Origin of the sequence: Alteribacter lacisalsi (assembly GCF_003226345.1) — a bacterium.
In the GTDB taxonomy this organism is placed as follows: Bacteria; Bacillota; Bacilli; order Bacillales; family Salisediminibacteriaceae; genus Alteribacter; species Alteribacter lacisalsi.
This window is the reverse complement of record NZ_PDOF01000001.1, coordinates 510,471-523,387: the sequence shown is the minus strand read 5'-3', so window position 1 is coordinate 523,387 and position 12,917 is coordinate 510,471. Positions and strand designations below refer to the sequence as shown.

The 12,917-nt window shown below is 48.6% G+C and carries 15 protein-coding genes; 5 read left to right on the top strand and 10 right to left on the bottom strand.

Annotated features, from left to right (window positions below; all coding sequences use genetic code 11):
• Positions 1-144 precede the first annotated feature (144 nt).
• A complete protein-coding gene (locus CR205_RS02450; RefSeq protein WP_110516595.1) occupies positions 145-414 on the bottom strand; it encodes a hypothetical protein in 270 nt (89 codons plus the stop codon).
• Between the two features lie 297 nt (positions 415-711).
• On the opposite strand from CR205_RS02450, the gene CR205_RS02445 reads away from it, so the two are divergent.
• The 4 genes from CR205_RS02445 (at position 712) to CR205_RS02430 (ending at position 2,941) form a co-directional block, all read left to right on the top strand.
• Positions 712-1,089 (top strand): GntR family transcriptional regulator, encoded by a 378-nt coding sequence (locus CR205_RS02445; protein WP_110516593.1) that lies wholly within the window; start codon positions 712-714, stop codon positions 1,087-1,089.
• On the top strand, positions 1,086-1,967 hold the full coding sequence (locus CR205_RS02440) for an ABC transporter ATP-binding protein (protein WP_110516591.1): 882 nt from the start codon (positions 1,086-1,088) through the stop codon (positions 1,965-1,967). Before CR205_RS02445 ends, CR205_RS02440 begins: the two co-directional genes overlap by 4 nt.
• Positions 1,954-2,676 (top strand): hypothetical protein, encoded by a 723-nt coding sequence (locus tag CR205_RS02435; protein ID WP_110516590.1) that lies wholly within the window; start codon positions 1,954-1,956, stop codon positions 2,674-2,676. Before CR205_RS02440 ends, CR205_RS02435 begins: the two co-directional genes overlap by 14 nt.
• A 178-nt stretch (positions 2,677-2,854) precedes the next feature.
• The gene (locus CR205_RS02430; RefSeq protein ID WP_110516588.1) at positions 2,855-2,941 is read left to right on the top strand and encodes a YjcZ family sporulation protein; all 87 of its coding nucleotides are present in this window, start codon (positions 2,855-2,857) and stop codon (positions 2,939-2,941) included.
• Between the two features lie 43 nt (positions 2,942-2,984).
• On the opposite strand, the gene CR205_RS02425 is transcribed toward CR205_RS02430, so the two are convergent.
• From CR205_RS02425 to CR205_RS02385, 9 genes are all read right to left on the bottom strand, one after another.
• Entirely contained in the window at positions 2,985-3,431 is a 447-nt protein-coding gene (locus CR205_RS02425; protein WP_161524644.1) for a GNAT family N-acetyltransferase, read from the bottom strand.
• Positions 3,415-3,741, bottom strand: coding sequence for a hypothetical protein (locus tag CR205_RS20160; protein WP_161524643.1), 327 nt, complete (start codon positions 3,739-3,741; stop codon positions 3,415-3,417). The genes CR205_RS02425 and CR205_RS20160 overlap by 17 nt, the downstream gene beginning before the upstream one ends.
• A gap of 331 nt (positions 3,742-4,072) precedes the next feature.
• A complete protein-coding gene (locus CR205_RS02415; protein WP_110516582.1) occupies positions 4,073-4,780 on the bottom strand; it encodes a nucleotidyltransferase domain-containing protein in 708 nt (235 codons plus the stop codon).
• A complete protein-coding gene (locus CR205_RS02410) occupies positions 4,777-5,253 on the bottom strand; it encodes a GNAT family N-acetyltransferase (protein ID WP_110516579.1) in 477 nt (158 codons plus the stop codon). Before CR205_RS02410 ends, CR205_RS02415 begins: the two co-directional genes overlap by 4 nt.
• A 112-nt stretch (positions 5,254-5,365) precedes the next feature.
• Positions 5,366-6,211 carry a DUF4037 domain-containing protein gene (locus tag CR205_RS02405; RefSeq protein WP_110516577.1) on the bottom strand — a complete coding sequence of 282 codons (846 nt, stop codon included), beginning with the start codon at positions 6,209-6,211 and terminating at the stop codon, positions 5,366-5,368.
• A 207-nt stretch (positions 6,212-6,418) separates the two neighbouring features.
• Positions 6,419-8,485, bottom strand: coding sequence for an ABC transporter ATP-binding protein (locus tag CR205_RS02400; protein ID WP_110516575.1), 2,067 nt, complete (start codon positions 8,483-8,485; stop codon positions 6,419-6,421).
• Positions 8,482-10,236: an ABC transporter ATP-binding protein gene (locus CR205_RS02395; RefSeq protein ID WP_110516573.1), complete on the bottom strand. Its 1,755-nt coding sequence runs from the start codon at positions 10,234-10,236 to the stop codon at positions 8,482-8,484. The genes CR205_RS02400 and CR205_RS02395 overlap by 4 nt, the downstream gene beginning before the upstream one ends.
• A 508-nt stretch (positions 10,237-10,744) precedes the next feature.
• Positions 10,745-11,917, bottom strand: coding sequence for a DUF2812 domain-containing protein (locus tag CR205_RS02390; RefSeq protein WP_110516571.1), 1,173 nt, complete (start codon positions 11,915-11,917; stop codon positions 10,745-10,747).
• On the bottom strand, positions 11,914-12,228 hold the full coding sequence (locus CR205_RS02385; RefSeq protein ID WP_110519638.1) for a PadR family transcriptional regulator: 315 nt from the start codon (positions 12,226-12,228) through the stop codon (positions 11,914-11,916). Before CR205_RS02385 ends, CR205_RS02390 begins: the two co-directional genes overlap by 4 nt.
• A gap of 168 nt (positions 12,229-12,396) precedes the next feature.
• Between CR205_RS02385 and CR205_RS02380 the strand changes: the two genes are divergently transcribed.
• Entirely contained in the window at positions 12,397-12,870 is a 474-nt protein-coding gene (locus tag CR205_RS02380; RefSeq protein WP_110516569.1) for a hypothetical protein, read from the top strand.
• Positions 12,871-12,917: the final 47 nt, after the last annotated feature.

The following is a 12,917-nucleotide window of genomic DNA, read 5'->3' as shown; positions in this document are numbered from 1 at the left end:
TATTTCAAATAGCGAAATAATACCTACTGGAGGTTTTCTTTATACAATGCCTAACTCACACGCGAAGAGATGAACATATAGATCGATCAGCCCAGGTCATTTTAAGAGTTCAGCCCCAACGCAAAAAAGCCCCTGGGGGCTTTTCTATTTCACCAGCTTCGGTCTTAAAACTGCGCGGTTGGCGTGAAACTTCATTATAAGACCGAACATGGCCAGAGTGAACGGCACAAGTGCGGTAAAGTTTTGAATCAGGGCGGCCGCAAGAAAACTGATGGAGGTAAGCCCGATGATCACCAGATCGGAGCCGCGCAGCCGTTTCGCGGCGTCATGCTTAACCCAGCCTCGCATAAACAGGATTGTATACAGCCCGAAAACAAGTGTTAAAGTCAGCAGCAGTATCCCTGATATTCCCATCCAATCCCTCCAGAGTGGTTAGTCTGTGTTAACCATACTACCCGCCCGGACAAACATTCATGCCTTTTTATTCAATTAAAAACTCGGCACAGGTCTTCTTTTTCTCTATGTACTCCTCACCGCATTCAGGACAGTACTTCATACAAATCCCCCCTATCCTAACCTACGTTTGACTACCTCGTATGTTTCAGGATCCATGAAGAAAAAAATTGACAGAGGTATTGTCAACTATTATAGTTATATACATAACTATATAACCATAAAGCACCATTAAACCTGAGGGTGGTGAAATTCCCATTGAGCAAAGCGTTTAACGACAAAAAACCGATATTCATTCAAATTAAAGAGAAAATTGCAGACCAGATCGTCAATGATCAGTTAAACGAACACGATCAGATCCCATCAACAAATCAGCTTGTTCATTTTTACAAAGTGAATCATATTACCGTATCAAAAGGCATCACCCTGCTTGTGGAGGACGGTATTATTTACAAGAAACGAGGTGTAGGTATGTTTGTGGCAGAAGGTGCGAAAGAAAAACTCATCACCGGACGAAAAGAGGTCTTTGCCGAGGAATTCCTCCTGCCCATGATGCAGGAAGCAGAAAAACTGAGGCTTACCGAGGAAGATATTAAAGCGTTAATGAAGGAATGGAAAGGTCGTGACAAACGATGAAAATCTGTGCAGACAACGTTTCGATGCAGTTCAAGACCCATAATGCCCTGACAAACGTATCTTTTCAGCTGGAATCCGGAAAAACCTACGGGCTGATCGGCAGAAACGGGGCAGGCAAAACTACCCTGCTGTCACTTCTTGCCTCCTGCCGTATACCTGATGAGGGTCTCATCACAATTGATGGGCAGGATCCTTTTGAAAATACGAAAGTGATGTCCAGGGTCGCTCTCGTGTTCGAAACCGACTACAGTGACTCTCACGAACCGGTCACGGATTACTTCGATTTTGCCGAACGTTACCGTCCTTATTTTGACCGGGCGTATGCGGAGGACCTTGCTGCTCGTTTCAAACTTCCTCTGGATCGTCCTGTTCACAAATTTTCCAAAGGCATGCAGTCAGCTCTGAATGTCACACTGGGCCTCGCGAGCCGATCTCCGGTTACTATTTTTGATGAGGCATACAGCGGAATGGACGCGCCAACCAGGGAAATATTCTACAAGGAAGTGGTCGAGGAGCAGTCCCGTCATCCCCGGACGATAATTCTCTCCACTCACCTGGTATCAGAAATGGATTATCTGTTCGATGAGGTGCTGATCCTTCATCACGGGCGCCTGATCCTGCACGACAGCCAGGAAAACCTGGTAAGCAAGTCGGCAGTCATAACGGGGTCCGCCGGCATCGTGGACCGGTTCACAACAGGGATGAAGGTCTTCGGCACTGAACAATTAGGCGGCACAAAGGCCGTAAAAGTTATGGGACAGCTCACACATGATCAACTCGCTCAGGCAGAAGACCACGGGCTTGATGTAAGCAGCGTAACTCTGCAGGACCTGTTTATATCTATAACAGAGGAGGAAAACGTCCATGCAGAACGATAATTCAAAAAAACTCACCAGGGATCTCTATCTGATTCAGGGAAAATGGCTGATCTGGTTTCTTGCGATTACTACTTTGGTGCATGTGGCGCTAATTACATTTCTTTCTGCCGAGCAGGAAATGAGAGAAATGAGTTATCTTACCTTCATGCAGCATCCCTCCAACATTTTTATGCTTATTTGCGGGATTATTATCGTTTTTGCTTATTTTTCCTATTTTATCTTAAATGGTCTTACCCGTCGCGACACTTATACAGCAATAGTCCTTTCTTCTGCAGGCATAGCTGTTACCATTACTGTGTATGCTGTGGCTGTATCTGTCCTGGAAGCCTCACTTTCAGGCATGGTTCCTTCCTTTTCCGATATAGCCGCTCAGCCACTTTTTGATACAGGCTCACAGTGGATCCTGCCCTCTCTTACTTTGATACTTATGCTCGTAATCTATTATATTGCCGGGTTAATGATCGGGATCGGATTCTACCGTTACGGCGGCTGGGGCGGAGCCATTTCCATCGTAACGGCAATCGCATATACCGGCATTACCGGCATGCTGTGGGACAGGGAAATTTACATTCCATTTCCCGGACTCACAAATCTGGACGTATCCTTTCTTCCAGTATCCGTTCTCTACATTCTCACGATTCTCCTTACAATCGCCGGACTTGTCATCATAAGGCTTGTTACAAAAAGAATGCCGGTCAAAATGGAGTAACAAGAACGTCCCGGGAGCTTCCCGGGGCGTTTTTAGTATCCCATCCTCACAATATCGCAAACAGCCACCTCTTCAGAAGCCACTCACGCCAAAACTCCACACATGACACCCGGTGTTCACCTAAGCAGCAAACGTAGTCTTACATACACTGAAAATATAAGACAAGGAGGTGTGTTCGATGAGCCATGGTCACAACAACGCGTTTGCTTTCGTGGTTGTAATCTTTGTGCTGCTCGTCATCGTGGGCTGCGCTTGCTACAACTAATCCTCTAAATAAAACCAGCTGCCCCATAGGGGCAGCTGGTTTTTTACATATCCTTTTGAAAGCTCGTCAGGCTGATTCCTTCTCTTATTATTGTACGAGTCTCAGAGAACCCCCGTTTCAAATAAAAGCTGACCGCAGGCAGATTCTTTGTTCCGGTAGATACAATGATCCTTGAAAACCCACCCTGCTTTTCCAAGTGATCAAGCAGCTTTCCGGCAATGCCTCTGCGGAAAAAAGCCGGATCGACGACAAGCCGGTGGATGTCTGCTGTCTGGTCTGCCATTTTCACCGCAAGGATGCCACAGACTCTGCCGCCTTCAACCCAGCCGTAAAAAGTTTCGCCGCTCTGACTGATTAACTCCGGTGTATCACAAAGGCCTGGTATCGAAGTTGAATTAATCCAATCGGCCTCCACCTGGTAAGCTGGAACCTGAACGGCAAGGATGTTCTCTGCCTCTGATCTCTCATGAACATTAAGTTGCCTGATCACTGCTTCCCTCTCCTTTTCCCCTGCGCCTGAAATTCCAGGCATTGACGATAAAAAAGCCGGTAATCCAGATGATCCCTGCGCCAAGCAGATAAAGAAGAGGATTAATACTTGCATGGCTGGTCAGATAGTCGGGATCCAGAAGAACCATCCTGCTTTCCGGCGGTTCTGCCCCGTGATGAGTAAGAAACCGCAGGGGAAAGCCGGTTGTATATCTGGCTTCATTTATCGGAAAAAATGGATATACAAACAAAGATAGTGCCGGGATTAGCAGACTGACTGCAGCCAGCCACCGTTTTTGTAATACCGTCATCCGGATCCTCCTTCTCCAGAATTGCCTTTACCTTTACAATACCACGGAGCCTTTCTTAATAGTCCCGAATTTTTTTTTTACATTTAAAGTGTGAAGGGATGGCACTCGCCTATGAACAGACTGCACGCCAGCTCCTAACAGCTGCCGAGCAGGAAACCCTCTCCGAAGCAGCATTCATCACCATCCACAGTGTGAAGGCAGTACTTTCCCACGTTGTTTTTGGCCTCGTGTTTATTAGCGCGGGGATCTATGTTCTACATGCGGTGGGACATTTCGCATTGGCAGTTTTATAGATACTTTAGAGACCCGGTCCCACAGGTTCCAGGTCTTTCTAGGTTTTGCCAACGGAAAACCCGTCAAACAGACGCCCTCCATGTGCGGCAAGTGCTTCTTCAGTCAGCAGGATTACTTTCTCTTTTTCCCCTGTTCGGTAAAAGTGATCAAAAGCGAGTATAAGGCGCTCCGCCACCGCTGAATCGTGCGCCTTAAGCGCACGGGCATACCATTTTGAATCCCCTGACCAGGCACCGTTTGTCCGGAGTATAAAATCACTCAGCTGGATCATGAGAGATCCTGCAATGAACAGCTCCTCGTGTCTTCGTTCTGCTCCTTCAAAATCCTCCAGCACATCCGTCAGAAAATACCGTTTAAGAGCGATCGTCTTTACGCTCCACAGCTCCGGCCCCTGATCAAGAAGATCTCTCGCTTCGGCCCGAATGGCCTCGATCTCCCCTTTATCACAGATCACTTTTCCCTCCGCCACCATCCGCGGCATGGAAGGCCGCCCACGTTCGCAGTCAGTTTTGAAGAAATGTCTGTAGGACTCCAGATTGTGGCCAAAAACTTCCACCGGCCACTCCTGGTAAATGAGGGATTCTCGGTAGGACTGCGGTATTCTTCCGTCGAAAATAACAATGTCCAGATCAGAGGTTTTGGTATCTTCTCCCCTGACGACACTGCCTGCAAGAATCGCCCCATCGCAGCCGGCAAAATGATTGTTTATCAGATTCTGCGCTGTTTGAAATGGATCAGGTTTCATGGTCTGGTACCTCCTTTGCCATGATAGCGGTGAGAGATCTTGCTGTGGTCGTCATTTTTCCTGAAACCGCACCTCTCGTAAAAAGCAGCCGCTTCTTTTGTATCCGTGTAGAGAACGAATGCGCTGAACTGCTGTTGGCCATCTCTGATCATTCTGTTTAGCAGCATCGTCCCGAGCCCCTGGCCCCTTACCGTTTTCTTAATGTAAAAGCGGCGGATTCTTCCGGTTTCGCGGCCGCTGCAGTATGGATCCCAATTGAGACCGCCAATCCCATGAATGGTGCCATCCCTGCTGAAAATACCATACAGACCTTCCCCGGGACCGTCAAAACAATTCCGGCCGCTCACGTACTCATCACGGAGACGTAAGACAAAACGGAACTCCTCCACCCGGCTTTCTTCAATCAGTCCCTTAAGATCGACTGAATTCAAGTCGCTGATTTTCCTCACGTCGTATTGGTGTTGACTCTTCACAGGCGACGCCTCCTCAGTTCCATAAAATGGCGTTTTACTTAATCTGCGCGTTTATCTCTGAAGATGAGCGTTTTTCTCTGAATCTGCGCAGTTTAGTCTGAATCTGATCCTTTCAGTTCTCATGATCCATCGTCTCCTGTTTTGGCCTTATAAAATTCCAATCTTTCCCCTCTTCCGCAAACTCCGGCCATGCCTTTATCACAAGTCCTCTCACTTCTTCAAATAGAGACTCAAGCTCTTTAACTCCAGCCTCCGGATCCGCAGTTAGCACCCGGTCCATCCGCTCGGCAGTAAGTTCCGGCTTCAATGCCATCTTTTCAAGTGAATTCCGCTGCCATTTGAACGCCGGGTGATGGACGTACATGCGGTTTAAGGCAAACAGGTTCTGCATCACTTTCTGCTGCACATCTGTCATCACATGGTAAAGCATAAGCCAGTCTTCTCTGGCCAGCAGTGCACCCCGGTTGTGCCAGCGTGTGCCGAGATCGAGGCCGTTCAAAATCATCGCTCGCTCCAGCTCAGCCGGATAACGGGACGTTTCCATCTGAAGCCGCTTCACAGCATTTTCTCCCGCTAACGCTTCCCCTTCATGTATTGATGCGACAAGGCACTGTTTCTCCAGACACGCATCCGCCTCGATCACCACTTCCCGGATGACCTTCTCCACCGTAATCGTGAGAAAACTGCTGATCTCAAACTTCAATCCAAGAGCCTTGAACGTCTCCGACCATTCTTCGTCCTCGTACGGGTAAAAAGATAACAACTCGCCTCCAAGCTCTTTCACAGCCGAAAGCCTGTCCTCATCAGAAGGTGTCTCTCGCCAGAGGATATTCAGTTCAATATCGGAAAATCGGTCATCCCAGCCACGGGCAACAGATCCTGCCAGAATGACCGCCTCCACTTTCGGATTGGCATTATAACAGGCTGCTGCCTTTGCTGCTTTTTGCTTTATATTCATCCGAATCCTCCTTCGGGTAAAAAAAGGCAGCCCGCACCGCGCCGGCTGCCTCACAATTAAAGCTGTGTTCGTAATGATTGTGGCTATTGATCACATTATTAATGGAGCGGAGGGCGTCCGCCTGCAGGGTAATAAAACAACAATCTATCCGAAACAGCTAAACTAAAATACAATTAATCTATCTATCAGAAACTCACACATACAAACCTACCCCGCCGGCGATTCTTTCTCCTTCTGAATCCCCTGCTGGAGCTGGTACATGTAATAGTACGTGCCTTCAAGATCCATCAGTTCTTCGTGATCGCCGCGCTCTAAGATCTCACCCTGATTCAGGACGATGATCTGATCCGCTGCCCGGATCGTGGACAGGCGGTGGGCGATGACAAACGTCGTCCGGCCATCTTTCACCACATCCAGCGCCTGCTGAATCACCGCTTCTGTTTCCGTATCGATGTTCGCTGTTGCTTCATCCAGAATCAATATCGGCGGGTCAAACACGAGGGCACGGGCAAAGGAAATGAGCTGACGCTGCCCTGCAGAAAGCGTGCTTCCCTTCTCTTTTACCTCTTCATCAATGCCCCCGGGCAGAGAATCGATCATCTCGCCTGCACCGACTTTAATAAGAGCCTCCCGGATCTGTTCCCGGCTGATCCGCGGGTCATCGAGCCCTACATTAGACGCGATCGTTCCCGTAAAAAGAAACGGATCCTGCAGAACGATTGCCATATGTTCCCGCACCGCCTGCTTTGACAGCTTTTGAATGTTCGTACCATCAATCGTCACCGATCCTTTCTGGTGATCATAGAAGCGGAACAGGACGTTCATGATGGAGCTTTTTCCTGAGCCGGTGTGACCGACAAACGCTACCGTCTCCCCCTGGCTTGCCTCAAAGGAAATGTTCTTTAGCACATAATCCTCATCGGTGTAGGCAAACGATACGTTTTCAAACTTTACATTACCGCGGAAACGTGGAACCGATCCGGCCTCCACCGGTACACCGTCCTCGTCCATGAGCTGGAATACCCGCTCTCCGGCTACCCGCGCTTCCTCAAGCTGGGCCAGCTGATTAACCAGGTTGTTGACCGGCTCAAACAGACGGTTTAAATAATCAACAAACGCATACAGCACACCGAGGGAAAAGACCGCTCCTACACCAACAGATGCACCGCCGAAATACCAGATGAGACCCACAAAGGCAATGTTTCTAAACAGGTTTACCAGATTAAACGACGTCATCGCGTTCAGTGACAGAAGTTTATTGTTGTATTTGTAATGCTCTTTGTTCACTTCCTCAAACTCATCGTTTACTTCCTTTTCGCGGCCAAATGCCTGAATTACCGGCATGCCCTGAATGTTTTCATTAATTTTTCCGTTAATGTCACTCAGTTTCTCGCGGATCACGTGGTTGTATTTAGCTGCAAATTTCCTGTACAGCATCGCCCAGACCACAAGAATCGGCAGCAGGACGAGCGCTGCTGTGGCGAGGGTCGGTTCGAGAATAAACAAGGCAATGTAAATACCGGTCAGGTATATGATACTCGTAAAGAAGGTAGCGAGCACCCGGACGTACAGTTCCCGTATCGCCTCTGTATCGTTTGTGACCCTGGACAGAATTTTTCCTGCCGGGTGTTTGTCAAAATACTTCACCGGAAGCTGCTGTACTTTCCCGAACACGTCGTTTCGCATCTTCTGGATAATCTGGTTCGCAGAGCGCTGGAGCAGAAAGCTCTGATGATAGTGAAGGAAGGCCCCGAACGCCACGAGGAGGAAGTAGCCTCCCATGAGCATCAGCAGGAACTTTACTTCAGGCCCGTAAAAGGTGAATGTTTCATCTGCCGTTAGCGGCACTACGTCATAAACCGCTGATTCATCCCCGCGGGTCACGGTCAGCGTACTGCCGTCAAGCTCCCGGGCACCATCAAAGGAAATCGGGTCCTCTAAAAAGATGAAAGTGATTCCAACTTGGAGAAGCTGCGCTTCACCAATCTGTTCCGCTTCTCCTCCATAGCGGTCACCGCGGATAAAAGCCCGGTCCTCATAAACAACCTCGGCCGCTGCCGCATCGTCCACTTCCACCCACTCCTGCTCGATGCCGAGAATGTGGTTATCAATCATGTGCTTGGCGATAAACGGCCCGGTCAGTTCTGCCGCTGCCGCAATCGCCAGAAGCACGAGTGCAAATATAATCGTTTTCTTAAAATCAAGTGCGTAACGGATGAGCCGGCGCGTCGGCGTATTCTTTCTGTTATCACTCTTTATTTTCGTGTCCTTCATCGCGCAGGCACCTCCGATCGTTCTTCCATCTGCTGGGCCGCATACTGCTCGGCGTACCAGCCTCCTGTTTTCATAAGCTCCTCGTGTGTTCCCCGCTCACTGATCTGCCCGTGATCAAGGACGAGAATCTGATCTGCATGGCTTACAGCCGACATCCGGTGAGCACTTATAAACGTTGTTTTTCCCCTGCGTTCACTGCGGATATTGGTTATAATCGATGCTTCTGTTTTTGCATCCACAGCGGAAAGAGCGTCATCCAGTATAAGAATTTCCGGATTTTTCAGCAGCGCTCTGGCAATGCTCACCCGCTGCTTCTGACCGCCTGAAAGAGATACTCCCTTTTCTCCGACAAGGGTCTCCACGCCTTTAGGAAACGTGGCGATATCCTTCGTTATTGAAGCTAGATCCAGTACCCGCTGAACAGCAGCTTTCTCCGCATCCGGACGTCCAAACAGAACATTCTCCCGCAGAGTCTTGGAAAACAGGAACTGATCCTGAGGCACATACCCGATCCAGCTTTTCAGTGCTTCCAATTCAATTTCTTCAACCGGTACACCGTTTACGGCAATCGTCCCTTTTCCTGGCGGGTATTCCCGCAGCAGCTGTTTAAGGAGCGTTGTCTTCCCGGCCCCTGTCTTCCCAACGATCCCAACTGTCTGCCCTTTCATGACCGACAGATCAATGTTATCCAGAGCGTACGCGTCCGTGCTCGGGTACTGGAAGCGGACACTCTGAAACGTGATCGTTTCCGGCCGCTCCAGGCGGCGAGGCTCAGGCTTGTTTTTTACATCCGCCTCGTAAGCGAACGTTTCATTCAACCGGTCGAGAGACGCGTTACCCCGCTGCATAATATTCATAAGTTCTCCGAAAGCAAACATTGGCCAGATGAGCATCCCGAGGTAAATGTTAAACGACACCAGCTGGCCGAGGGTAATTTCGTTACGGAACACAAGAAACGCACCGTACCCGAGACCAATCATGTAGCTGAGACCCACAAGGATCTTAATCGTCGGCTCAAACAGGGCATCGATCCGCGCCACCGAAATGTTTTTTTCTAGTACATCGTCTGTGGATTTACGGAAACGGGACTGATCGTCCTTTTCCTTAACAAATGCACGGACTACACGAACTCCGGCAATCGATTCAAGCACCTGGTCGTTTAAACCCCCGAACGAGTTCTGCGCTTTTGTAAAACGCTCGTGAAGCATTTTGCCATATTTTTTCATGAGCCAAGCCATAATCGGCAACGGCAGAAACGCAGCAATCGTCAGCTTCCAGCTTACGAGAAAGCCCATCATAAACAGAATAATAACGAGAAACACCGTGGCATCCACAAGGGTGAGAACCCCGAAACCGGCAGTCTGGGAGATCGCCTTCAGATCGTTTGTCGCCCGGGCCATCAAGTCTCCACTCTTCTTTTTTTCATAAAAAGTCGGCGTCATTTTCATGAGGTGACCCATGAAACGGGACCGGAGCGTCCGCTCGATGAGAAACGCCCCGCCGAACAACTGACGCATCCAGATGTACGTAATCGCGTAAATCACGACCATGAGCACAAGCATGAAGCCGATATACATAAACAGCCGGTCCCGGGTCATGATTCCCTGATGAATATCATCGATTACCACACCGATCAGGCGCGGCGGAATCACCTCAAGCAAGCCGACAAATATTAGTAATCCAAGAGCAAGCGAGTACCGCTTCCACTCAGCTTTAAAAAACCACCATAATTTTCCTAAAACAGTAAACATATATTTTCACATCCTATTCAATTGTTCTGAGAGTTTATAAGTCCACTAACCTCCACCTGGCTCCACAAGTTCCTTGAACCGGCGTCCGGCCTGCATCCATTTTCTCATTACATTCATCACGATTCCTCCATTATTAAGTATTTATGTGAAGGCCCTGGCGGCCAAAACATCAAAAAAGCGCACGAGCTCCCCGCTCATGCGCTGCACGTCTCCCCAGGTTCAGATAAAAGAGGGGTAAAAGGACGTAAAAAAGCGCAGTTCACAGGTGTAATGCTGTGGACTGCGCTGACGTTTAAAAGAAGATTCCGGTTTTAACGAATGCTAAACCGGTCCATTCCCTTTAACGAAAGTGGAGTCACAGCGGGCAGTGATGTTGATGGATGATCCGAGTACAATGATTGGCTTTTTCATGCTGTTCTCCTCCTTTCTCAGAATGGTTTATTTTACGCTTTTAATCGTAGCACTATTGCAAAAGTTTCGTCAACCAGTTTTTTCTAACTTCATCTTTTTACACATTGGCCCGGTTCACTTTCCGGCGCATTCTGTAGTAAGAGCGCCAGACCGTGATCAGAAGTCCAGAAAAGACGATCGCCGCCAGGGCAAAGGTCGTTATTTGAAAAACCTGTGTCCAGTGAGCCTGGTCTATCCATAGGATATTCTGGAGACCGAAAAAGAAGTACATCAGAACCATCGGCAAAAACATAGCGGTGTAGGTTAGCGCCATTTTCCGCACGGCTCCTGCCTGCTCAGTGAGATCCGAAAACAATTCCGGCTTCTGCTCTGCTAAGCCATACTCTTTACGCCAGATGGTCCACTTCATCATAGCGGATCGTGACGCATAGACTTTTTCCCAGCCCGCATCGTTATGCATATCTTCATACGTTTCCTTTGAAAGGTTCTGATAATCGGCTTTGAAGCTCACCTGCCGCGGTTTTCCTTTCGAAAAGTAAAACCTGTTACCAAGCCGATTGACGCGGTACAGGTGCCAGCCGGAGGCTTCCTGATTTTCAAGCCACTGCTCTGTTTTATCAGGTTTATAAAACCAGCCGAATTTAAATTGCGCTTTCAAATCGCCGGAGCGGATCCGCTTTTTCTCATTCTGTTCGGAAAGGGAAACGGCTCCTGAGCCACTGTTATTTAACAGCAAAGCATTCGTCTTTTTGATTTTGAAAATGGCATAAACGGAGCTCACGATAAAAGCCGCCCCCAGAGCCCATCCAGTATAGGTAATGGCCCAGAATGGACTCGGTTCCCTGGTGACCTCACCGCCGGCATCCAGTACAATATGCGTAAGAAAAAGAAAATTAGCTGTGCTGAAAATGATATAGATGAGAAACGCCAGATATCCATAGTAATGAATCCTATTGCGCCTCACGATCGGATCACGCACGACAGAAGAAGCCGGAGTCTGCTCCGCATTACCGTGCTCTAGGACAGACCACCGGCCTGTTGAAACCTTTATCTTCCAGCCATCTTTTGCCAGTGTCTTCGGCAGACGGTGCGGCCGGATTTTTTCATAACCGATCTGGTAAGTCTTTTTTGCCGGCTCTCCTTTTTCAAACGTAAAAACTCGGCGCTTCCTCTTAAGTCCGGTAAAATGCCAGCCCTTCTCCGCCATCTCCCCGAGCCAGCTCTCCGTTTTCTGAATGTCGTAGCTCCAGTAGGGTCTGAACTTTTTCATTCCGTTTCCCCTCCCCAGTATCTCTCTGCGTTTCGGTGCAGCTCGGCGATCCGCTTTGTCTCTTCTGTGAGCAGCACCCTGCCCGTTTCCGTTACTTCGTACACCTTTTTCCGGTGCTCATCGGCAAACACGACAATGATGCCGTCTTTCTGCATTTTTGTAAGTGTTCCGTAAACCGTCCCTGATCCCAGCACAATCCGCCCCCCGGAAATATTCTCCACGTGCTTAATTATGCCGTAACCGTGGCGGGGTTCCGAAAGAGCGAGGAGGATGTAAAAGGCCGTCTCGGTCATGGGCACATATTTCTTCATTATTTTTTCGATTTTCACTCGGGTCCTCTCCTCACTATGTCACGATGTGATATATTATGATTCGAGTATATCACGACGTGACATACTGGGCAAGAATGGTTTCCAATTTTTTCTTTGTTTGTTTTATTCATTTATTCACGGGTACTGACAATATAAGGAGTGATGGACGTGGGAAAGGAAAAAATCGAATTGAACATTTGGCAGGAGTGCCTATTCGGAGCAGTGATCGGTATCATATTTACAGGAAACATCCTGCTCTTTGCACAGCTCCTGCAAAATCTGCTGGTCGGTGTCGTGACCGGTTTCATCGTGACCCTCGGCCTAGCATATGTATTCAACCGTACTGTTTTCAGACGCTACATCAAACAGACGGACGAAAACGAAATGACCAGAACCGACCGTAAATTTAATATGTACAAAACACCGTTAATCATGGCCCCAATCCTCATTGTTATCCTTACTCCACTCCATTACTGGATGAATGATTTCACGACGTGGTCCAGCTCCCTGGCTTTCTCCATTATTCTTCTCACGTTCACCATGCCCGGCCCTCTCATTATCCATTACTTTCGTATGCGCCGGAAAGGGTACCGGCTGGATAACGGCTACTTCGTTAAAGAAGAGGACACCTCTCGTCAGTAACGGGAGGTGTCCTGGCAGTTCTATTATATTTAATTGTGCTTCAGACC